Origin of the sequence: Actinomadura sp. J1-007, from assembly GCF_009793335.1 — a bacterium.
Taxonomy (GTDB): domain Bacteria; phylum Actinomycetota; class Actinomycetes; order Streptosporangiales; family Streptosporangiaceae; genus Spirillospora; species Spirillospora yumaensis.
In genome coordinates, this window is the sequence record NZ_WING01000001.1 from 1140871 (window position 1) to 1162408 (window position 21538).

General features: G+C 73.3%; 17 protein-coding genes. 11 read left to right on the plus strand and 6 right to left on the minus strand.

Annotated features, from left to right (window positions below):
* The first annotated feature begins 186 nt into the window (after positions 1 to 186).
* Positions 187 to 1668: a serine/threonine-protein kinase gene (locus tag GEV43_RS05175; RefSeq protein ID WP_160819698.1), complete on the plus strand. Its 1482-nt coding sequence runs from the start codon at positions 187 to 189 to the stop codon at positions 1666 to 1668.
* Positions 1669 to 1674: 6 nt separating this feature from the next.
* Here the strand turns inward: GEV43_RS05175 and GEV43_RS05180 are convergent, their stop codons facing one another.
* Positions 1675 to 2457 carry an enoyl-CoA hydratase/isomerase family protein gene (locus GEV43_RS05180; protein ID WP_160824318.1) on the minus strand — a complete coding sequence of 261 codons (783 nt, stop codon included), beginning with the start codon at positions 2455 to 2457 and terminating at the stop codon, positions 1675 to 1677.
* 278 nt (positions 2458 to 2735) lie between these two features.
* Between GEV43_RS05180 and GEV43_RS49460 the strand changes: the two genes are divergently transcribed.
* Positions 2736 to 6215 (plus strand): DEAD/DEAH box helicase, encoded by a 3480-nt coding sequence (locus GEV43_RS49460; protein WP_241682786.1) that lies wholly within the window; start codon positions 2736 to 2738, stop codon positions 6213 to 6215.
* The gene (locus GEV43_RS05195; protein WP_241682787.1) at positions 6215 to 7144 is read left to right on the plus strand and encodes an SWIM zinc finger family protein; all 930 of its coding nucleotides are present in this window, start codon (positions 6215 to 6217) and stop codon (positions 7142 to 7144) included. Before GEV43_RS49460 ends, GEV43_RS05195 begins: the two co-directional genes overlap by 1 nt.
* Here the strand turns inward: GEV43_RS05195 and GEV43_RS05200 are convergent.
* Entirely contained in the window at positions 7063 to 8019 is a 957-nt protein-coding gene (locus tag GEV43_RS05200; RefSeq protein ID WP_241682788.1) for a M55 family metallopeptidase, read from the minus strand. The genes GEV43_RS05195 and GEV43_RS05200 overlap by 82 nt on opposite strands.
* 267 nt (positions 8020 to 8286) lie before the next feature.
* Complete coding sequence (locus tag GEV43_RS05205) at positions 8287 to 8862, minus strand: CGNR zinc finger domain-containing protein (protein WP_160819699.1); 576 nt, start codon at positions 8860 to 8862, stop codon at positions 8287 to 8289.
* Between the two features lie 113 nt (positions 8863 to 8975).
* Here GEV43_RS05205 and GEV43_RS05210 point away from each other — a divergent pair, with 113 nt between their 5' ends.
* Together GEV43_RS05210 and GEV43_RS05215 are read left to right on the plus strand one after the other, a co-directional pair.
* Positions 8976 to 9665 carry a haloacid dehalogenase type II gene (locus GEV43_RS05210; protein ID WP_160819700.1) on the plus strand — a complete coding sequence of 230 codons (690 nt, stop codon included), beginning with the start codon at positions 8976 to 8978 and terminating at the stop codon, positions 9663 to 9665.
* Between the two features lie 155 nt (positions 9666 to 9820).
* Entirely contained in the window at positions 9821 to 10036 is a 216-nt protein-coding gene (locus GEV43_RS05215; RefSeq protein ID WP_160819701.1) for a hypothetical protein, read from the plus strand.
* Between the two features lie 249 nt (positions 10037 to 10285).
* Here GEV43_RS05215 and GEV43_RS05220 read toward each other — a convergent pair whose 3' ends face one another.
* Positions 10286 to 11206 (minus strand): histidine kinase, encoded by a 921-nt coding sequence (locus GEV43_RS05220; RefSeq protein WP_309239463.1) that lies wholly within the window; start codon positions 11204 to 11206, stop codon positions 10286 to 10288.
* A 117-nt stretch (positions 11207 to 11323) separates the two neighbouring features.
* Between GEV43_RS05220 and GEV43_RS05225 the strand changes: the two genes are divergently transcribed.
* From GEV43_RS05225 to GEV43_RS05240, 4 genes are read left to right on the plus strand one after another with little or no spacing between them, the layout of a single operon-like run.
* Positions 11324 to 12235 (plus strand): ABC transporter ATP-binding protein, encoded by a 912-nt coding sequence (locus GEV43_RS05225; RefSeq protein WP_160819702.1) that lies wholly within the window; start codon positions 11324 to 11326, stop codon positions 12233 to 12235.
* Positions 12232 to 13086 (plus strand): ABC transporter permease, encoded by an 855-nt coding sequence (locus tag GEV43_RS05230; protein WP_160819703.1) that lies wholly within the window; start codon positions 12232 to 12234, stop codon positions 13084 to 13086. The genes GEV43_RS05225 and GEV43_RS05230 overlap by 4 nt, the downstream gene beginning before the upstream one ends.
* A 25-nt stretch (positions 13087 to 13111) precedes the next feature.
* Positions 13112 to 13351 (plus strand): helix-turn-helix transcriptional regulator, encoded by a 240-nt coding sequence (locus tag GEV43_RS05235; protein WP_160819704.1) that lies wholly within the window; start codon positions 13112 to 13114, stop codon positions 13349 to 13351.
* Positions 13352 to 13370: 19 nt separating this feature from the next.
* The gene (locus tag GEV43_RS05240; protein ID WP_160819705.1) at positions 13371 to 13988 is read left to right on the plus strand and encodes a hypothetical protein; all 618 of its coding nucleotides are present in this window, start codon (positions 13371 to 13373) and stop codon (positions 13986 to 13988) included.
* 188 nt (positions 13989 to 14176) lie between these two features.
* On the opposite strand, the gene glgP is transcribed toward GEV43_RS05240, so the two are convergent.
* Together glgP and GEV43_RS54600 are read right to left on the minus strand one after the other, a co-directional pair.
* On the minus strand, positions 14177 to 16768 hold the full coding sequence (gene glgP, locus GEV43_RS05245; RefSeq protein WP_160819706.1) for an alpha-glucan family phosphorylase: 2592 nt from the start codon (positions 16766 to 16768) through the stop codon (positions 14177 to 14179).
* A gap of 56 nt (positions 16769 to 16824) precedes the next feature.
* Complete coding sequence (locus GEV43_RS54600; protein WP_160819707.1) at positions 16825 to 17364, minus strand: VanZ family protein; 540 nt, start codon at positions 17362 to 17364, stop codon at positions 16825 to 16827.
* A gap of 224 nt (positions 17365 to 17588) precedes the next feature.
* Between GEV43_RS54600 and GEV43_RS05255 the strand changes: the two genes are divergently transcribed.
* Both GEV43_RS05255 and treS read left to right on the plus strand, forming a co-directional pair.
* Complete coding sequence (locus GEV43_RS05255; RefSeq protein ID WP_160819708.1) at positions 17589 to 19703, plus strand: alpha-1,4-glucan--maltose-1-phosphate maltosyltransferase; 2115 nt, start codon at positions 17589 to 17591, stop codon at positions 19701 to 19703.
* 68 nt (positions 19704 to 19771) lie between these two features.
* Positions 19772 to 21535, plus strand: coding sequence for a maltose alpha-D-glucosyltransferase (gene treS / locus GEV43_RS05260; protein WP_375539082.1), 1764 nt, complete (start codon positions 19772 to 19774; stop codon positions 21533 to 21535).
* The last annotated feature ends 3 nt before the right edge of the window (positions 21536 to 21538 follow it).

Consider the following 21538-nt stretch of genomic DNA (forward strand, 5'->3'; position numbering starts at 1 on the left):
TGTCCCGGGGGAACGTGTCCGGAGAACGCGGCGCCGTCGGGGCGTGGTTCAAGGGAGGCTCGGTGATGCGCCGGTCGGTGCCAAGGATTGCCGCCGATGTCCCGTTCTCCGCCGCGCCTCGCGGACAACCCGCCGCGCAGGCTCTACGATCATGCGGCAGTCCCCGAGGTCGGCGGGTGTCCCCACGTGCGAGTCGAAGAACGGATCGGTCCCTACCGCGTGCTCGAAGAGCTCGGCGTCGGGGGCATGGGCGAGGTGAGCCTGGCCCTCGACACCCAGGGGCGGACCGTGGCCGTCAAGGTCCTGCATCCGGCCGTCGCGCGCGACGAGGTGGCCCGCAAACGGCTCGAACGCGAGGTCTCGACCATGCGCCGGGTCCGTTCACCCAACGTCGCCGAGGTCCTGGACGCCGACTTCACCGCCCGCCGCCCGTACATCGTGACCCGCTACGTGCAGGGCCGTTCGCTGGACGAGGTCGTACGGGACAGGGGCGCGTTGCGCGGCGCCGGCCTCGCGCGCGTCGCGCGGGGACTGGCCCGTTCCCTGGCCGCGATCCACAGCGCCGACGTCGTGCACCGCGATCTCAAGCCCGCCAACGTGATACTGGTCGACGACCGGTCGCCCGTCGTCATCGACTTCGGGCTCGCGCACGCGGTCGACGCGACGCGGCTGACGTTGACGGGCACCGCGATCGGCACCCCCGGCTACATCGCCCCCGAGATCCTGGACGGCGGACGCGCGACACCGGCTGCCGACATCTTCTCCTGGGCCGCGACGGTCGTCTTCACCGCGACGGGGCGTTCCCCCTACGGCTCGGGCCCGCCCGAAGCCGTCTTCTCCCGGATCTTTCGCGGACGCCACAACCTGAACGGCGTCCCCCGCGAACTGCTCCCCGCCGTACGGGCCGCCCTCGCCAGGGACACGGACAAGCGGCCGACGTCCTTGGAACTCCTGGAGATCCTCCGGACGCTTCCGTCTCGTTCGCCCGCCCCGCCCCGTCCGCCGGCATCACCGCGTCCGCCCGTGCCGCCTCGCGCGCCCGCGCAGGAACCGCCGCCTGCCGCGCCCGCCGTCGAGGCGGAACCGGAGCCCCAGCCCGAACGCCCCGCGCCCGATCCTCCGGAACACCCGCAGGAAACGCCGCCTTCCCCAGAGACGCTCGGCCCCTCGGTCGTCCGATCCGGGCTGAGGCTGCTGCTCGCCGTCCTGCCCGCACTGTTCCTGCTCGTCCCAGTGCCGGCCCTGGCAGCGTGCCTGTGCTACTTCCTGGCGACGTACGCCCGGGACGCCTGGAACCGCATGCGCGCGCGCATGGCGGGAGCCAAGGGCAGACGCGCCGCACGCCTCCTGGCGGGCTTCGCCGCGCTGGTGGCCATGCCACTGGAAGTGACCGTACGCCTCGGTTTCCTCGCCGCCGCCGTCGCCGCCGGGCACCTGGCGGTCTTCGCCCTGGCGCGTACGGCACTCTCGACGGAACGCGCCGCCGTGCTGGCGATCGGTGTGCTCGCCGCGTTCGCCCTCACCCTGCGCAGCCGCTACACCGCGGGCGCGCACCGGCTGCGCCGGATCGCGGTGCCCGCGGTGGCGGTGACGCTGCTGGTCGTGGCCGCGACCACGGGACACGGCCCGACCTGGTGGCCGTTCCCTGGCGGCCCCCACATTCCCTGAACGCCGTCAGCGTCCCTCGAACACGGCCTTGCCGGGCCCTTCCTCCATGAAGCTCTTCATCCCGTTCTTCTGGTCCTCGGTGGCGAACAGGGCGGCGAACTGGGACCGCTCGATCTCCAGCCCCGCGTCCAGGCCGACCTCCAGGCCCTCGTCGATGGCCTGCTTCGCGGCGCGCAACGCGATCGCGGGCCCGCCCACGAAGGACGCCGCCCACTCCCGCGCGGCCGCGTAGACGTCCGCGTCCGGCACGACCCGGTCGACCAGGCCCATCGCCAGCGCCTCGTCCGCCTTCACGTGCCGTCCGGTGAACACCAGGTCCTTGGCCTTCGCCGGGCCGACCAGCCGCGCGAGCCGCTGCGTCCCGCCCGCGCCCGGGATGATGCCGAGCTGGATCTCGGGCTGCCCCACCTTGGCGCCCTCGCCCGCCACCCGGAAGTCGGCGGTGAGGGCCACCTCCAGGCCGCCGCCCAGCGCGTACCCGGTGATGGCGGCGATGACCGGCTTCGGGATCCCCGCCAGCGCCTTGGTGAAGTCCTGGAGCAGCCGCGACGGCCTGCCGGACATCTGCGCGTACGACATCGGCGCCATCTCCTTGATGTCGGCGCCCGCCGCGAACACCCGCTCCCCGCCGTAGATGATCACCGCCGACACCGCGTCGTCCTGCGTGACCTCCCGGGCCGCCTCGATCAGCTCGCGCTGCATGGCCGCGTCTAGCGCGTTCATCTTCGGCCGGTCCAGCCTGATCGTCGCGATCCCGTCCTCGACCTCGACCCGTACGAACTCGCCCACGAACGCCTCCAGACTCACACCGGTGATCCAACGCCCAGAGCCTAGCCAGCGCGAGTTATCCACAGGCCGCGGCGCGGCTTGCGAGGCGTTCGGGCGCTGCCCGACGATCAGACGTGACGCCGTTCCGTGACGGAAGGACCACTCTCCATGAAGATCGTCGATGGCCGGCCGGCCGCCGCCGTCCCCGCCAGCCCGGCCCGCGAGCGCGGGACCTCACCGTCCGAGCGCGCTGGTAGCTTCGTGCCAGGTCGGCCTCACCAGCACGTCAGGGGGGATCCATGCTCGTCGCACATGCCACCTGGCATGGGGGCGCGCTCTGCCTGTGGGCCGAGCGCACCGGCCGCTACGAGCCCGATCCCGGCACGCACCCCTTCGCCACCCGCGACTTCACCGGCACCTCCTACGAGCCGATGGTCAAGGGGGCGTTCCGCGTGGACCTGACGATGACACTGCCCACCCGCGGCGACCATCCGCTCCCGTCCGCCGAGCTGGGGCCCGAGCCGGTGACCGGCGAGCCCGAGCTGCGTCCGTGGCGGGTGCCCGCGCTGGTCCTGGAGCCGTTGCCCGCGATGGCGCTGCTCCAGTCGGCCGAGCACGCGGGCGACGTCGTCCCCGGCACCGACCTGCGCTTCCTGTGCCTGCTCGCCGAGGAGGCCGCCCACCTCACCGCGCGCGGCCAGGTGCTGCCGTCCATGCTCCGCGAGGACGGCGACCTCGTGGCCCGCTGGCGTCCGGTGATCGACGACCGGACGCGCTTCCGCGACCTGGCCGCCGCGATGCCCCCGGCCTGCCGCGCCGCCGACGGCGGGCGCCCCGCCGCCGACGTGCTGCGCGAGGCCCTGTCCGGCCTCGTCGACACCGCCGTCCGGGGCACCGTCCCCCATCCGCTCCTCCCGCCCCGCCGCGGCAAGGCCCCCGACCGCATCCCCCTCGCCGAACGCTGGTTCGAGGCCCTCACCGGCCCGTCCGCCACCGTCCCCCGCGAACCCCACGACGACCCCGACGACCTCATCGCCGAGCTGGACGCCTGGGCCGCCGAGACCCGGCGCCCCTCCGGGCCCCTGCGCGTCTGCTTCCGCCTCGCCGAGCCGACTCCCGAAGACCCCGCCGTCCCGTCCCCGCAGACCTCCCAACATCCCGCCGACGACGGTGAACGGCCCGGCACGCCCCAACAGCAGCACGAGGATTCCCTCGCGCACACGGCCTCCCACGCACGTCCGCACCCTGCGACCACTCCAGACACCCAGGCAGTGGTCGCACGCCTGGCAGCGCTCTCACCCCACCTACGCACCGGCGCGACACTCTCCGGGGAAGCCGAGCCGACCGCCGCTCCACCGACCGGGCCGCACCGGCCAGAGGCGCTCGGCACCACCTCGACAGAACCGGCATCGACAGAACCGGCATCGACGCCACGAGACCTCGACTCCAGCCCGGCGACCGCGATGGACGAGGCGCGAAGACTCCATCCCGTCCGGGCGGACGGCACTGTCCCTCCGCCGGAGCCCGACGCCCCCGCAGCCGATGTGACCGATGCCGCTGGCGTCGTCGACGCCGCTGAAGGCTTCGATGACGCTGGCGAGAGGGACGACGGCGAGCGGGTTCGCTGGGGTGAGGGGCGGTGGCGGGTCGAGTTCGCCCTTCAGGGCACGGACGATCCGAGTCTGTACGTGCCCGCCGCGACGGTGTGGGCGGGCGAGGCGCCGTCCATCGCGGACGCCGAGGAGACGTTGCTCGCGGGGCTCGGTCGGGCGCTGCGGCTGTTCCCCGACATGGCTCCCGCCCTCGACTCCGCGACCCCCCATGAGCTGGTGCTCGACACGGCCGGGGCGTTCCGGTTCCTCAGACGGGCGGCGCCGATGCTGGCCGCCGCCGGGTTCGGGGTGCTGCTCCCGCAGTGGGCGGGCAAGGGCAGGCTCGGCATGAAGCTCACGACGCGCACGCAGGACAGCGAGGGCTCGGGCGCGGCGGCCTCCTCGGGATTCGACCTCCAGGGCATGGTCGACTTCCGGTGGGACCTCGCCATCGGCGACGAGAGCATCGACGAGGACGAACTGGAGGAGCTGGCCAGGCTCAAGACCCCCCTCGTACGGCTGCGGGGCCAGTGGGTCGAGCTCGACGAGGAGCAGCTCCAGGCGGCGCTCGACTTCCTCCGCCACCCGCGCAAGGGGACGATGACCGCGGCCGAGGCGATGCGCGCCGCGATCCACGCGGGCGACGAAGCGCTGCCGCTGCTGGAGGTCGACGCCGACGGCGCGTTCGGCGACCTGCTGTCCGGGGAGGCCGACCGGCGCCTCACCCCGATGTCCACTCCCGACGAGCTGGAAGCGGAGCTGCGCCCTTACCAGCAGCGCGGCCTGTCCTGGCTGGCGTTCATGAACGGGCTCGGCCTCGGCGCGCTGCTGGCCGACGACATGGGGCTCGGCAAGACGATCTCGATCCTGTCGCTGCTCGTGCACGAGCGGGAGAACGGCGCCCGCCCGGATCCGACGCTGGCGATCCTGCCGATGTCGCTCGTCGGCAACTGGCAGCGCGAGGCGGCCCGGTTCGCGCCCAAGCTGGAGGTGTACGTCCACCACGGGCAGGGGCGGCAGCGCGGCGACGACCTGCGCGGCGAGGTCGAGCGCGCCGACCTGGTCCTGACCACGTACGGCACGGCCGCGCGCGACGCGGAGATGCTCGCGACGATCGGATGGGGACGGGTCGTCTGCGACGAGGCGCAGGCCCTCAAGAACAGCGGCACCCGGCAGGCGCGCGCGGTGCGGAGCATCCCGGCGCGCAGCCGGATCGCGCTGACGGGCACTCCCGTCGAGAACCACCTCACCGAGCTGTGGTCGATCATGGAGTTCGCGAACCCGGGGCTGCTCGGCCCGCGCTCCGCGTTCCGCCAGAGGTTCGCGATCCCGATCGAGCGCGACGGCGACGAACGCGCCGCGCACGCGCTCAAACGGGCCACGCAGCCGTTCATCCTCCGGCGGCTGAAGACCGACGGGTCGATCATCTCCGACCTGCCGGACAAGCAGGAGATCAAGGTCTACTGCAACCTGACGACCGAGCAGGCGTCGCTCTACCAGGCCACGGTGGACGACATGCTCGCCCAGATCGCCGAGGCCGACGACAAGCAGCGGCGCGGCCTCGTCCTCGCGACGATGGCCAAGCTCAAGCAGGTCTGCAACCATCCGGCGCAGCTCCTCAAGGACGGCTCGCGCCTGCCGGGCCGTTCCGGAAAGCTGGAACGCCTGGAGGAGATCTGCTCGGAGATCCTGGAGCAGGGCGAGAAGGCGCTGGTCTTCACGCAGTACGCCGAGTTCGGCTCGATGCTCCAGCCCTACCTGGCGGCCCGGCTCGAACGCCCCGTCCTGTGGCTGCACGGCGGGACGTCCAAGCAGCAGCGCGACGACCTCGTCCAGCACTTCCAGTCCGACGGCGAACCGGCGGTCTTCCTGCTCTCCCTCAAGGCCGCCGGGACGGGCCTCACCCTCACGGCCGCCAACCACGTCGTCCACGTCGACCGCTGGTGGAACCCCGCCGTCGAGGACCAGGCGACCGACCGGGCGTTCCGCATCGGGCAGACCCGCAACGTGCAGGTCCGCAAGTTCATCTGCGTCGGGACCATGGAGGAGCGCGTCGACGAGATGATCGAACGCAAGAAGGCCCTCGCCGACTCCATCGTCGGCACCGGCGAGGACTGGCTGACCGAACTCTCCGTCGCCGAACTGCGCGACGTCCTGCGCCTGTCCCCGGAGGCGGTGAGCGACTGATGGTCGATTTCTTCGAGTACCGCGACCCGATCGAGGTCGAGGACGGCCTCCGTGCCCGCACCCGCCGGGGCTCGATCGGCTCCCGCTGGTGGTCCCGGCGCTTCATCGACCTGGTCGAGTCGTTCGCCGACTCGGGCCGCCTCCAGCGCGGCCGGGCGTACGCCCGCAAGGGGCAGGTCATCGACCTCAAGGTCGAGCCGTTCGAGGTGACGGCCCGCGTGCAGGGTTCGGTGCCGGAGCCGTACGAGGTGGCGGTCGGCATCGACGCGATCAGCGAGGCCGGCTGGCGCGCCGCCGAGGCCGAGCTGGCGTCCCGCGCCGTCTTCCGCGCCCGCCTCCTCGCCGGCGAGATGCCGCCCGAGATCGAGGAGGTCTTCGCCGCGCTCGGCCTGTCCCTCTTCCCCGAGTCGCCCGACGACCTGCACCTCATGTGCGACTGCCCCGACTACGGCGACCCGTGCAAGCACACCGCCGCCGTCCTTTACCTGCTCGCCGAGGCGTTCGACGACGACCCGTTCCTCATCCTCGCCTGGAACGGCCGCGCCAAGGACGACCTCCTGGCCTCGCTGCGCCGCAGACCCGCCGCGGCGCCCGTCCCGGAGGACGACGAGACCCCGCTCACCGCCACCGGCTTCTGGACCCCGCCGTCCGGACTGGCCGCCCTGCGCGAACGACCCCCCGCTCCCCCGGCCCCACCCGGCTTCATCCTGGAAGTCGCCGCCCCACCCCCATCCGCATCCGCCGCCGCCCGCTCGCCGAGGCCCTCACCCCCGTCTACGAGGCCCTGTCCACCGCCTCGGACCCACCCCCTGACCCCGCGGGTGGACGGTCGCGGGCGTCTCTGGGGTCAGCCGTACTGGCGGCCTGTGCAGCCGATGTCACCGGCGAGGGTGGCGCAGACGCCGAGGAGGCCGACGACGTCGGAATAGTCGCTGGTCGTGAACTCGGTGGTGCGCGGATCGGCCAGCTTCACACCCGGAATCAGCGAGCAGGACTGCGCGATGGACGTCGAATTCCATTCGACGCGGAGCGTGTAGGGGGCGGGAATGGTGAGCCGATGCCAGCCTTCGGGATTGTGGAGGGCGCGGAGGGTTCGTTCGTAGATCAACGCTTGGGCGCGGGCGGGCGGGATCAGTTCGGCGGCGTAGCGGTCTCGGCCGGTCTTGACCGCGACGGTCTCGACGCCGCCCAGAACGTCGCGGGCCTCCTCGCAGGCCGCCTCGTCACCGGCGACGAGGCCGACCGGCACACCCAGGGAGCCCGCGTAGGCGGCCATGAGCCGGATCTCGCCGGCGACGTCGCCGTTCAGGTGGACGTTCTGGATCTCACGGCCCATCCACGTGTGGTTGAGAACGCCGCGCGGCGCCCCGGCGCGAGCGTGGTAGCCGACGTAGAGAGCCACGTCGAACGAGGGGTCCAGGCCCTCGCCCATGCGCATCGGTTTGTAGGGGCCGCGGACCAGCGTGCATCGCTCGTCGATGAGGTCGGCGCGCAGGTTCTTGCCGCTGCCGTGGGAGTCGGTCACCACGACGCGTTCGGCACCCGCGTCGAACGCGGCGCGGATGGCGGCGTTGGCGTCGCCGGTCATCAGCTCGCAGCCGCGCTCATAGCCCCGGCCTCCGGCGCGCATCTCCTCGGGATCCGTGAGGCCGGAGATCCCCTCCATATCAACCGAAAGGAAGACTTTCATGGCAACCCATGGTGCCCTCCGCGGGCGCTTGCGGGCGACCCGACCGACCGTGCGTGACGTCCCAAAAGCGCCAAGGACACCGTTTTGTCGCCCATACGCGCACTCCGCCGCCATGCGAACCCGATGGCCGAGGCGCCGGGCAGGAGCCGTTCCCCAGGGCTTAGTCGGCTGATGGTGATCGGCCGTCCTGAGCACTGGGCGGCCTCATCACAACCGATCGGGGGGACGGGCGGTATCCGGTCGCGGCCGTCCCCGTGCCTGCCGTCCGGCGACGCGAAAGTCCTTTAGCGGTCGGAGTTGGGGAACGGCGTGCCGCTCGAAGCGCTTGGGGGCGGGGTGTGAGAGTGGCGTTGTGGGGGCGGGGGCGGGGGTTCGTTGGGGTTATCCGGGGTTGTCGGGGGGCGCGGATTTGCGGGCTCGGTGGTTGGCGACGTTGACGCGGTTGCCGCACAGGCCGGGCATGCAGTAGCGGCGGCGGCCGGGGCGGGTGGTGTCGATGAACGCTCCGCGGCAGGTGGCCGCGGCGCACGGGCGGAAGCGCTGCTCGCCGAGGGTGTGGACGGTCCCGAGGATGCCGATGCCGCAGATCAGCGAGAGGGCGTCGGCGACGGTCGCTCCGTCGCGGAGGGGGACGGCCCAGCGCGGGGGGTCGGGGAGCAGGGTGGCGCCCTGGGCGGGACGGGTGAGCTTGGTGGCGCCCGAGATCAGGCGGTCGCGGTCGGGGTGGTCGATCAGGTCGCGCACGGTCGTCCGCAGTGCGTGGACCGCCCGGAGGTCGGCCGCGCGTGCGCGGCGGGCGAGTGCGGACGGCGCGCCGGGAACGTGCAGGTCCGCGAACGCGACGAGGGCGGCCCGGTCGGGCAGGTGGTCGTCGCCGCGCCAGACCTCCGCGGCGGTGTTGACCAGTTCGGTCGCGACTCCCGCCGCCCAGACGTAGTCGTCCAGCGGAACTTGCATCGGTCGTGCACCTCTCGCTACGTTCGGCTAACCGCCATTTTAGCCCTTACATGCCGGAGCCGGGTACGGCTCGGGTGGGTGGTGTCCGACGTCTGCTCCGGGAGGTCTCGTCCATGTCAGAGCTGGAGATCGATGCGCTCGTGTTCGACGTGCTCGGCACGCTCGTCGACGAGGCCGCCGGCATCCGTGCCGGCATCCGGGAGTTCGGCCCCTCGCTCGGCGAGCCCGAGGTCGAACGGCTCGCGGCGTTGTGGCAGCAGCACCTGGAACGGGAGCAGCGCCGTGTCCTCGACGGCGGTCGGCCCTATCCCGCTGGGAACGAGCTCGATCGGGAGGCCGCACAGCTCGTCGCCGAGGCGGTGGGGGTCGGTGACCCGGCGGCCGTCGCGGCGCTGGCCCTGGCGGGGCGCCGGCCTCCGCCGTGGCCCGACAGCGTGGCGGGGCTCGCCCGGCTCGCCGAACGCTTCCCGCTGATCGGGCTCTCCAGCGCGAGCCGGACGGCGCTGCTGGAGATCAACGCGAGCGCCGGGCTGCGCTGGCACCAGGCCCTGTCCACCGAGGACGCCCGGACCTACAAGCCGGAACCGGCGGCCTACCGGCTCGCCGTGACCGTCGCGGGACGACCGCCGGAGCGGCTGCTGATGGTCGCCGCCCACGCCTGGGACCTGCGCGGAGCACAGGCGCTCGGCCTGCGCACCGCCTACGTCGCCCGCCCCGTCGGCGACCCGCCCGGCCCGTCGGACCGGTTCGACCTGTACGCCGACGGCCTCGCCGAGCTTGCCGACCGCCTTCCGGGCGCGTGACCGGTCCTCGGCTGGGAACTCGTCGCCGTAGACCCCGAGCAGGGGACGATCGAGGTGGCGTTCCAGACGGGCGAGCCGTTCACCGACCCGATGGGCGTGATCCAACAGGCGGCGCGCCGTCGCTCTTGGCGGGTGGGCAGGCGCGGGGTGAGCACGTGGCGCTGTTCGATGCGTCGTTCTTCGTGCAGCTCAGAGGTGTGATGGAGGTTCCGCTGAACGGGTACGACCGGTCGTTCTTCATCGGGTGGGGCCATGACCGCGCCGATCCCGCTCACGCTGGAGCCGGCCTCAAGGCGTACGCGGGCCGCAGCGGGACGAGGGCCGGCACGACGGAGTTCGTCATGGGCCTCTTCGACACTGTCGTTCGTTAAGGGCCTTCGGTGGGGAGGCGGGCCTGGACGCGGAAGCCGCCTTCGGGGCTGGGGCCTGCGGTGAGTTCGCCGCCTAGGGCTTCGGCCCGTTCGCGCATGCCTCGGATCCCGCTTCCGACGGGTTGCGGGGCGTCGGGGGAAGGTGACCGGCCGGGGCGGGCGGGTTGCGGATCTCCAGGTGGACGGCCGCCGGGCGGTAGTCGACGCTGACGCGGGCCGTGGCGGCGGCGGAGTGGCGGGTGACGTTCGTCAGGGCCTCCTGGACGATGCGGTACGCGGCGAGGTCGATGTCGGACGCGAGGGGCGGGGGTCGCCGCGGACGTCGGTGCGGACGGTCACGCCGGCGGCGGTGGTGCGGGCGGCGAGGTCGTCCAGGCGGGCGAGGCCGGGGGCAGACGCGTCGACCTGGCGCAGGACGCCGAGGGTCGTCCGGAGTTCGCGGAGCGTGTCCTTGCTGGCCTGCTTGATCTCGGCCAGGGCGCGTTCGGCGGGGCCGTCCGCGGTGCGGGAGGCGTGCAGGGCGGCGGCGGCCTGCACGTTGATCAGCGAGATGTTGTGGCCGACGGCGTCGTGGACCTCGCGGGCGATGCGCAGGCGCTCCTCGGTAGCGCGGCGGCGGGCCTCCTCCTCGCGGCCGTGCTCGGCGGCGAGGGCGCGGCGCTCGGCCTCGCGGAGGTAGGCGCGGCGGTTGTGGGCGAGGCCGCCGAGGGCGACGATCGCGACGAACCAGCCCGCGAGCAGGTAGACGGCGGCGCCCTGAAGGTGGTTGACGCCGCTGCTGATCTCGCCGTACGAGACGACGCCGACCGCGGCGGCGACGAGGGCGCCGGCCCCGACGAGGCGTCCGGCGGAGGCGGCGCTGTAGAGCGCGATGCAGAACGTGACGAGGAGCGGGCCGTCGGGTTCGGTGAGCGGGTAGTACGCGGCGCAGGCCGCGCCGGTGACGGCGCCGACGGCGAGCGGGCGGGTGCGGCGCCAGTACAGGGCGAGGCAGGCGACGGTGGCGAGCGCCCAGCCGGCGCCGGGGACGAAGCGGGAGCTCGGCTCCCCCTCCGCCGCGAGGGTGACGGCGACCACGCCGGCGAGCAGGCCCCCGGCGAGCGCGGCGTCTGCGGTCCGGCCCCGTGACCAGGGGAGAAAGCGGGCGGCGGGCCCCATGCGTGACGGCACGGACCCCATCCTGCCAGCCCGTCGTTCTTGCGACCATGCGACGAGTTGTAGTACTTCTACTATCAACAGTCATAGAGGTATTGAGATCGATCGAAGGACGACTACGGGAGGAGGGGCATGGGCGCGACGGTGATCACGGCCCGGGGCCTGCGGATGCGCTACGGCCGGGCGGAGGTGCTGCGCGGGGTCGACCTGGAGGTCCGGGCGGGCGAGGTCTTCGCGCTGCTCGGGCCGAACGGCGCGGGGAAGACGACGACGATCGAGATCTTGGAGGGGTTCCGGCGGCGGTCGGCGGGCGAGGCGCGGGTGCTCGGCACCGACCCCGGCAAGGGCGGGGACGCGTGGCGGGCGCGGATCGGCGTCGTCCTCCAGAACTGGCGGGACCATCCGCGCTGGGGCGTCCGGCGGCTCCTCGCGCACGTCGCCGAGTTCTACGACCGCCCGCGCGACCCGGACGAGCTGCTCGACGCGCTCGGCCTCACGGCGCAGGCGGGCCAGGCGGTGGGACGGCTGTCGGGCGGCCAGCGCCGCCGGCTGGACGTCGCGCTCGGCATCGTCGGCCGTCCCGAGCTGCTGTTCCTGGACGAGCCGACCGCCGGGTTCGACCCGGAGGCGCGCGACGGGTTCCACGCCCTGGTGGAACGGCTCGCCCGCGAGGAGGGCATGACGATCATGCTGACGACGCACGACCTGGCCGAGGCCGAGCGCCTCGCCGACCGCATCGCGATCCTCGTCGCGGGGTCGGTGGCGGTGTGCGGCACGCCGTCCGGGCTGGCATCGGTGGTGCGGGCCCGTTCGGAGGTGCGCTGGGTCGAGGGCGGCGCGGTCCGTTCCGAACGGCCGGACGACGCGTCGCGGCTGGCCTACGAGCTGCACCGGCGGTTCGCGGGCCCGGTGCCGGGGCTGGAGATCCGCCGCCCCTCGCTGGAGGAGAGCTACCTCGACCTCGTACGGCGTGCCGGGCCGGACGGCCCCGGCGCAGCGGCGTTCGCGGCGGACGGCCCGCGTGCGGAACGGGAGGCGGCATGAACCGGAAGGCGCTGGGGATCGGGCTGCGGCGCGGGTGGACCGAGCACGTGCAGTTCCTGCGCGACCGGCGGGAGATGGCGGGCGGGCTCCTCGCGACGGTCGGGATGTTCGTCGTGCTGGCGCGCTGGCAGGGCGGGACGGACGTGCCGGGCACGGACGCGTCGAGGTCGGTGCTGATGGCGGCCGGGTTCATCGCGTTCAGCGTGTCGTCGGTGGCGCTGATGGGCCTGCCGATGGCGGTCACGGCCGACCGGGAGGAGGGCGCGCTGCTGCGGTTGCGGACGGTGCCGGGCGGGATGCCCGCCTACCTGGTCGGGCGCGCGGTGACCGTGCTGGCGCAGATCGCGACGTACGTGGCGCTGATGCTGGCGGCGGGGCTGGCGTTCACCCCGCTCACGCTGCCCGCGGCGGCCGGGGACTGGCTGACGCTGCTGTGGGTGCTCGCGCTCGGCACGCTGTCGGTCGTACCGCTGGGCGCGGCGCTCGGCACGCTGCTGCCCGGACCGCGGAACGCCGCGAGCATCCTGTCGCTGCCGCTGATGGGCCTGATGGTGGTCTCCGGGGTGATGTTCCCGGTGACGGAGCTGCCGGAGCCGGTGCGCTGGGTCGCGCAGGCGTTCCCGCTGTACTGGCAGGGGCTCGGGCTGCGGTCGGTGTTCCTGCCCGACTCGATGCTGGCGGCCGAGATCGGCGGGAGCTGGAGGCCGCTGGAGACCGCGGCGGTGCTCGGCGCGTGGGCGGTCGCGGGGCTGCTGGTCGCGCCGTGGCTGCTGCGCCGCGCCGCCCGCCGCGAGTCCGGGACGCGGCTCGCCGAACGGCAGGAGCGCCGCGCCGCCCAGGGCGCGTTCTGACCGGCGGCTGCGGGAGACTGTGGCGGTGTCCGCCGACAAGGAGAACGTCCACAACAGGATCGCGGTGCTGAGGGCCGAACGCGGCGTCTCCCGCCGCGACCTGGCCACCGCGCTGGGCGTGCACTACCAGACGGTCGGCTACCTGGAACGGGGCGAGTACAGCCCGAGCCTGCACCTCGCGCTGCGCATCGCGGAGTTCTTCGAGGTGCCCGTCGAGGTCGTGTTCTCGCTGAGGCCCTTCCCCCGGCTGGGCAGCGCGCCGTGACGACCATGGAGGCAGCGACATGAAGGACCGGCGCCCCGGCGTGCGCGAGCGCTGGGACGAGCAGCGGCTGGCGGCGCTCCAGACCGACCGCCTGCCGGGCTGGTACGCCACGCGCCGCAGGCGGCGGACCCTGGTCGGCGCCATGTGCACCGCCCTCGGCCTGCTGTGGGTCGACACCGGCGTCTCGTGGCGGCTCGCCCCGAGCGACACCGCGATGATCACCAACTTCGTGATCCTGGCCGTCGTGCTGGCGATCCTGTTCCCGGCGATCGTGCTGCTCAACACCGCGACCCGCGGGACGACCTCGCTGCGGGAGCGGCAGCTCGACGAGCGCCAGATCGGCGAACGGCTCCGCGCCTACACGATCGCGCACCGGCTGACGCTGTGGCTGCTCGTCGCCGCCACGGTCGTCGTGCTGAACACCGGCAGCGGCCGGGACGCGCACGTCCCGTACGCGGCGATCGTGCTCGCGGCCATCTCCCTGTTCATGACGCACATGCTGCTGCCGCTGCTCGTCGCCGGCTGGCGCCTCCCCGACCCGCCGCCCGACGAGGACGACGACGAGCAACGCGAGAACGGCGCCACCCGGAACGGCGCCGAAGACGGCAACACCGGAGGCGGCGGCGCGCCGACCTGACGCGCGCCGGCCGCCCGCCACCCTGACGCTCACCGGCCGCGCGCCGTCTTGACGCGCACAGGCCGCCCCCGCCCAGACGCGCACCGGCGCCGCGCCGTCCTGATTGCGGCGGCGCCGCGCCGTCCTGATGTGCGGCGGGGCCCCGGCAGACCGGCTCAGCGGCGGCGCGGCGGCCCCGGCGGGTCGGCTCAGCGTAGGTCGCCGTTCGTCATGCCGTGCGGGGCGGGCGGCAGGGCGATCAGGCCCATCTCGGCGCGGCCGGCGAGCATCGGGTGGCGCGGCACGACGCGGACGCTGTAGCCGAACGCGCCGCTGCGCGACAGCGGCACCTCGCCCGCGTACCGCAGGCGCCCGTCCTCGGCGGGCCCGGCCTCGGCGAGCTCCAGGTGGGACGGGTCCACCAGGTCGTCGGCGTCGTCCACCCGCCCGTACACGGCCTCGACCGCGACGTCGGACGGGTCCAGGCCGCCGAGGTCGGCGACGACGCGCAGCGGCAGCCGCGCCCCGGCGCGCATGCTCTGCTCGCCGCCGGACTCGACGTGCTCGACCCCGACGCCCGGCCACGCCTTGGCGACCCGCCGCTTCCAGGAGGCGAGCGCGCGGGCGCCCGCGTACCCGTCGGCGGCCATCGCGCGGGCGGACGCCGCGGCCGGGGCGTAGTAGCCCTCGACGTAGTCGCGCACCATCCGGCTCGCGAGCACCTTCGGGCCGAGCGTCGCGATCGTGTGCTTGACCATCTCCAGCCAGCGGCGCGGCAGCCCGGCGCCGTCGCGGTCGTAGAACGTCACGGCGACGTGGTCCTCGACCAGCTCGTACAGCGCGGCGGCCTCCAGCGCGTCGCGGCGGGCGGGGTCGGCCAGGCCGTCGGCGGACGGGATCGCCCAGCCGTTCTGCCCGTCGTGCCACTCGTCCCACCAGCCGTCGCGGATCGACAGGTTGAGGCCGCCGTTCAGCGCCGCCTTCATGCCGGACGTGCCGCACGCCTCCAGCGGGCGCAGCGGGTTGTTCATCCACACGTCGCAGCCCTGCACGAGCAGGCGCCCGAGCGCCATGTCGTAGTCGGGCAGGAACACGATCCGGTGCCGGACGTCCTCGGCGTCGGCGAACCGCACGATGTCCTGGATCAGCCGCTTGCCGCCCTCGTCCGCCGGGTGCGCCTTGCCCGCGATGACGATCTGGACGGGGCGCTCCGGGTCGAGCAGCAGCGCGCGGAGCCGGCCCGGGTCGTGCGTCATCAGCGTGAGCCGCTTGTACGACGGGACGCGCCGCGCGAAGCCGATGGTCAGCACGTCCGGGTCGAGGACGTCGTCGATCCAGGAGACCTCCGCCTCGCTCGCGCCGCGCTGCCGCCACGACTCGCGGAGCCTGCGGCGCGCGTCGAGGACGAGCCGTTCGCGCAGGACGCGGCGGATCCGCCAGATCTCGCTCTCGGGCACGTCGCGGACGCCGCGCCAGCCGCGCCCGGACTCGACCACCTCGGGGACCTCGCGGGCGGCGAGGTCGAGGACCTCGCGCGCGACCCACGTGCCGGCGTGCACGCCGTTGGTGATCGACCCGATCGGGACCTCGGAGGTGTCGAACCCGCCCCACAGCCCGCCGAACATCTCCCGGCTGACCTCGCCGTGCAGCCGGGACACGCCGTTCACGCGCTGCGCGAGGCGCATCCCCATGACGGCCATGTTGAACACGGTCCCGTCGCCGCCGGGGTAGTCCTCGGCGCCGAGCGCGAGGACGCGCTCGACGGGCACGTCGGCCTCCTCGTTGACGCCGCCGAAGTACCGCTGGATCAGCTCGCGGGGGAACCGGTCGATCCCCGCCGGGACGGGCGTGTGCGTCGTGAACACCGTGCCCGCGCGCGTCGCCTCCAGGGCCTCGTCGAACGTCAGCCCCTGGCCGGAGACGAGCTCGCGGATCCGTTCCAGGCCGAGGAACCCGGCGTGCCCCTCGTTGGTGTGGAACACCTCCGGCGCGGGGTGCCCGGTGATGCGGCAGTACGCCCGGATCGCGCGGACGCCGCCGATGCCGAGCAGCATCTCCTGGAGGAGCCGGTGGTCGCCGCCGCCCCCGTACAGCCGGTCGGTGATGTCGCGGGCGGCCTGGTCGTTGTCCTCGACGTCGGAGTCCAGCAGGAGCTGCGGGACGCGGCCGACGCGCGCGAGCCACACCTGCGCGTGCAGGTCGCGGCCCTGCGGCAGCCCGATGACGACGCGCACGGGCGTCCCGCCGTCCTCGCGGAGCAGGGTGAGGGGCAGGCCGTTCGGGTCGAGCGACGGGTAGCGTTCGAGCTGCCAGCCGTCCGGCGACAGCGACTGGGAGAAGTAGCCGTGGCGGTAGAGCAGCCCGACGCCGACGAGGGGGACGCCGAGGTCGCTCGCGGTCTTCAGGTGGTCGCCCGCGAGGATGCCGAGCCCCCCGGAGTACTGCGGGAGCGCGGCGGTCAGCCCGTACTCCGGCGAGAAGTAGGCGACCGCGACGTCCGGGCCGCGCTCCTGGTACCAGCGCGGCGCGGTCAGGTAGTCGCGCAGGTCCTCGACCGCGCCGTCCAGCCTGCGCAGGAAGCGCCGGTCCTCGGCGAGCCGGTCCAGGCGGCCGGGCGCGACCTCGCCGAGCAGCCGTACGGGGTCGTGCCGGACGGCCTCCCACAGCGCGGGGTCGATCGTCCGGAACAGGTCGCGGGTCTCGTGGTGCCAGGACCAGCGGAGGTTGAGGACGAGCTCCTCCAGCGGCCGGAGCGGCTCCGGGAGGACGGTGCGCACGGTGAATCGTCGGATTGCCTTCACGCCACGCCACGCTAAGCGGCCCCACCCGCAGCACGCGACCCCGTGCCACGGGACCGTTACCTAACGGACCGGTCCGCCGCAACCGGGCGAAATCTACGGCGCCGGATCAGAACGGCCCCGACCAGGGCCCCCGCCGCGACGCCGGCCGAGTTGTACGCCCAGTCGCCCGGATCGCATTCGCGCCCCGGATCCAGCGTCTGGAGGAACTCGACGGCCACGAAGACCGCCGCCGTCACGGCGGGCGCGGCGATCGGACGGCGCGTCGCGAGGACGGCGAGGAACCCGCAGGGGACCCACAGCGCGACGTTCATCACGTCCTCCAGGCCGCGCGTCCCGAAGATCCGCACGGACCACGCGATGTCGGCGACCGGGTGCGCCACGCACCGCCCGAGCCGTCCGCCCGAGCCGGGCGCGACCGTCATCGGCAGCGTCATCGCGAGGACGAGGCCCGTCCAGGCGAGCAGCGCCAGCGTCGGCGGCGCCGCCCAGCCCGTGCGGCGGACGAGGGGCCGCCAGACCAGCAGCGCCGCGCCGGCGGCGAGCACCGCCCACAGCGCCAGGGCGCGTACGGCCTCGAACGGCACATGATCCGGCACATCTGGAAGACGAGCCGCCGGCGTCCGGGGTTCGCGGTCCGGCGGCGCCGCGGGTGGCCGATGTCGGACCTGCCCGCGCGGGCCGGTCCCGGTGCGTTCCCGCACGCACCCGATCTCCGGGTGCTTTGTGGGCTTACGCGGCGGTTGGTCGGACATGGCGGTAGCGAAGCGCACTTCACGGGCATGGACGGTTTTGGAAATCGCGAGCGGGTAGGGGATGGCGCATGCGAGTCGAGCCGGTTTCGCCTCAATCATCACGAACGATCGATTCCGGGAGACGCGACACCGCGAAGATCGGCCGCATTCCCATCCTCGACGTCGAGCCGCTCGTCGAGTGCGGCGCCTGGCCCGCCAAGGCCGTCGTCGGCGAGGCGTTCGAGGTCGGCGCGACGGTGTTCCGCGAGGGCCACGAGAGGCTCGGCGCCGCCGCCGTGCTGCGCGCGCCCGACGGCACGGCGCGCCCCCCGGCGCGGATGGCGGAGGTCGGGCAGGGCCTCGACCGGTACACCGCCGAGGTGGCCCCGGACGGGCCCGGCGACTGGCACTTCCGCGTCGAGGCGTGGGGCGACCCGATCGCGGGCTGGCGGCACGACGCCGAGATCAAGATCCCGCGCGGGCAGGACGTCGAGCTGACGCTGACCGAGGGCTCGCTGCTGCACGCGCGCGCCGCCGAGGGCGCGCCGCCCGCCGGACGCGCCGTCCTGGCCCGGCTCGCGGAGCGCCTGGCCGACCGGACGGTCCCGGCCGCCGAACGCCTCGGCGCGGCCCTCGACCCCGCCGTCACCGAACTCCTCGACCGGCATCCGCTGCGCGAGCACCTCACGGCGACCGCGTGGTTCCCGCTCGTCGTGCACCGCGAGCGGGCCCTGTTCGGCGCGTGGTACGAGTTCTTCCCCCGCTCGGAGGGCGCCTCGTTCGACCCGATGGGGCGGCGCGGGCCGATGTCGGGAACGTTCCGCACCGCGATGAAACGGCTACCCGCCGTCGCGGCGATGGGCTTCGACGTCGTCTACCTGCCGCCCGTTCACCCGATCGGGACGACCTTCCGCAAGGGCCCCAACAACACGCTCGGCGCCGGACCGTACGACCCCGGCTCGCCGTGGGCGATCGGCTCGCCGGACGGCGGCCACGACGCGATCCACCCGGAGCTCGGCACGATCGAGGACTTCGACGCGTTCGTCGCGTACGCGGCGGACCTCGGGCTGGAGGTCGCGCTCGACCTCGCGCTCCAGTGCTCCCCCGACCACCCGTGGGTCGCCGAGCACCCCGAGTGGTTCACCACGCGCGCGGACGGGACGATCGCCTACGCCGAGAACCCGCCGAAGAAGTACCAGGACATCTACCCGCTCAACTTCGACAACGACCCCGAGGGCATCCACCGCGAGGTGCTGCGGATCGTCCGGCACTGGATGGACCACGGCGTGCGGATCTTCCGCGTGGACAACCCGCACACCAAGCCCGTGCCGTTCTGGGAGCGGCTGCTCGCCGAGGTCGCCCGCACCGACCCCGACGTGCTGTTCCTCGCCGAGGCGTTCACCAGGCCCGCGATGATGAACGCCCTCGCCAAGATCGGTTTCCACCAGTCCTACACCTACTTCACCTGGAAGAACTCGCGCGAGGAGCTGGAGCAGTACTTCCGGGAGCTGGCCGGGCCCGCGGCCCGGCACATGCGGCCGAACGTCTTCGTCAACACCCCCGACATCCTCAACGAGTACCTGGTGCACGGCGGCCGGCCGGCGTTCGAGATCCGGGCCGTGCTCGCCGCGCTGCTGTCCCCGACGTGGGGCGTCTACTCCGGGTACGAGCTGATCGAGAACACGCCCGTCCGCCCCGGCAGCGAGGAGTACCGCGACTCGGAGAAGTACCAGCTGAAACCGCGGGACTGGGAGCGCGCCGAACGCGAGGGCGCCGGCATCGCCCCCCTCATCGGCCGCCTCAACGCCTTCCGGCGCGCGCACCCGGCCCTGCGCGGGCTGCGCAACCTGAGGTTCCACGACGTCGACCAGCCGGAGCTGATCTGCTTCTCCAAGCGCCTGCCCGCGCGCGGCGCGCAGGCCCCCGCCGGCGCGGAGGCCCCCTCCGGCGCGGAAGGGCCCGGCGGCGACGACGTGGTGCTCGCGGTCGTGAACCTCAACCCCCACCAGGTCCGTGAGGCGACCGTCCACCTCGACCTGCCCGCGCTGGGTCTGGACGCGGACGGCGAGCTCGACGCGCACGGCTTCGAGGTCGCCGACGAGCTGTCCGGCGAGACCTACACGTGGCGGCGGTCGAACTACGTGCGCCTCGATCCCCACGTCCAGCCGGCCCACATCCTCACGCTCCGGAGAAACGAGAGTTGAACACACCCCACCGGCCGCCACCGGCCGCGCCCCCCGGAATCGTTCCCCGCGACGACCCCCTCCCCGAGATCCCGCCCGAGATCGTCCCGACCCCCTCCGAGCCCCTCCCGGACGCGTTCGACCCCGACACCCCGCGCGACCCGCACTGGTTCAAGACGGCGGTGTTCTACGAGGTGTCGGTCCGCGGCTTCGCCGACTCCAACGGCGACGGCTACGGCGACCTGCGCGGGCTGATCGGCAAGCTCGACCACCTCCAGTGGCTCGGCGCCGACTGCCTGTGGCTGCTGCCGATCTACCAGTCGCCGCTCAAGGACGGCGGCTACGACATCAGCGAGTACACCAAGATCCTGCCGGACTTCGGCGAGCTGGGCGACTTCGTCGAGCTGATCGACGAGGCGCACGCGCGCGGCATCCGGGTGGTCGCCGACCTGGTGATGAACCACACCAGCGACCAGCACGCGTGGTTCCAGGCGTCGCGGACCGACCCGGACGGGCCGTACGGCGACTTCTACATGTGGAGCGACACCGACGACGGGTACCCCGACGCGCGGATCATCTTCGTCGACACCGAGCAGTCGAACTGGACGTACGACCCGGTGCGCGGGCAGTACTACTGGCACCGGTTCTTCTCGCACCAGCCGGACCTGAACTACGACAACCCGAACGTGCAGGAGGCGATGCTGGAGGTCCTGCGCTTCTGGCTCGACCTCGGCATCGACGGGTTCCGGCTCGACGCCGTCCCCTACCTGTACGCGCGCGAGGGCACCAACTGCGAGAACCTGCCCGAGACGCACGCCTACCTCAAGCGCGTCCGGGCCGAGGTCGACCGGCTCTACCCCGACCGGGTGCTGCTCGCCGAGGCCAACCAGTGGCCCGCCGACGTCGTGGAGTACTTCGGCGACCCCGGCGCGGGCGGCGACGAGTGCCACATGGCGTTCCACTTCCCGGTGATGCCGCGCATCTTCATGGCCGTGCGGCGCGAGCAGCGCTACCCCATCTCGGAGATCATGGCGCAGACGCCGAAGATCCCCGAGAGCTGCCAGTGGGGCATCTTCCTGCGCAACCACGACGAGCTGACCCTGGAGATGGTCACCGACGAGGAGCGCGACTACATGTACGCCGAGTACGCCAAGGACCCCCGGATGAAGGCCAACATCGGGATCCGCCGGCGGCTCGCCCCGCTCCTGGACAACGACCGCAACCAGCTGGAGCTGTTCACCGCGCTGCTGCTGTCGCTGCCCGGCTCGCCGGTGCTGTACTACGGCGACGAGATCGGGATGGGCGACAACATCTGGCTCGGCGACCGCGACGCCGTCCGCACCCCGATGCAGTGGAGCCCGGACCGCAACGCCGGGTTCTCGCGCTGCGACCCGGCCCGGCTCTACCTGCCGACGATCATGGACCCGATCTACGGCTACCAGGCCGTCAACGTCGAGGCGCAGGAGAACAACCCCGGCTCGCTGCTGCACTGGACGCGCAAGATGATCGAGATCCGGCGGCGGCACCCGGTGTTCGGCGTCGGCGAGTACGTGGAGCTGTCGGCGTCCAACCCGAGCGTGCTGGCGTTCGTCCGCGAGATGGCCGAGGGCGAGGCCAACCGCTGGGGCGGCACCGACAACGTGCTCTGCGTCAACAACCTGTCGCGCTTCCCGCAGCCGGTGGAGCTCGACCTGCGCCGCTTCCGCGGCTCGACCCCGATCGAGTGCATGGGCGGCGTGCAGTTCCCGGCGATCGGCGAGCTGCCGTACCTGCTGACGCTGCCGGGGCACGGCTTCTACTGGTTCCTGCTGCCGCCGCCCCCGCAACGCCCGCCCCACGAGGAGACGAGGTGATGT

Coding starts and splice junctions, on each gene's coding strand:
- GEV43_RS49460 (WP_241682786.1), top strand. CDS start 2,736: ATGCTCGTCGCACATGCCACCTGGCATGGGGGCGCGCTCTGCCTGTGG.
- GEV43_RS05195 (WP_241682787.1), top strand. CDS start 6,215: ATGGTCGATTTCTTCGAGTACCGCGACCCGATCGAGGTCGAGGACGGC.
- GEV43_RS05200 (WP_241682788.1), bottom strand. CDS start 8,019: ATGGCGGCGGAGTGCGCGTATGGGCGACAAAACGGTGTCCTTGGCGCT.
- GEV43_RS05205 (WP_160819699.1), bottom strand. CDS start 8,862: ATGCAAGTTCCGCTGGACGACTACGTCTGGGCGGCGGGAGTCGCGACC.
- GEV43_RS05210 (WP_160819700.1), top strand. CDS start 8,976: ATGTCAGAGCTGGAGATCGATGCGCTCGTGTTCGACGTGCTCGGCACG.
- GEV43_RS05225 (WP_160819702.1), top strand. CDS start 11,324: ATGGGCGCGACGGTGATCACGGCCCGGGGCCTGCGGATGCGCTACGGC.
- GEV43_RS05230 (WP_160819703.1), top strand. CDS start 12,232: ATGAACCGGAAGGCGCTGGGGATCGGGCTGCGGCGCGGGTGGACCGAG.
- GEV43_RS05240 (WP_160819705.1), top strand. CDS start 13,371: ATGAAGGACCGGCGCCCCGGCGTGCGCGAGCGCTGGGACGAGCAGCGG.
- GEV43_RS05255 (WP_160819708.1), top strand. CDS start 17,589: ATGCGAGTCGAGCCGGTTTCGCCTCAATCATCACGAACGATCGATTCC.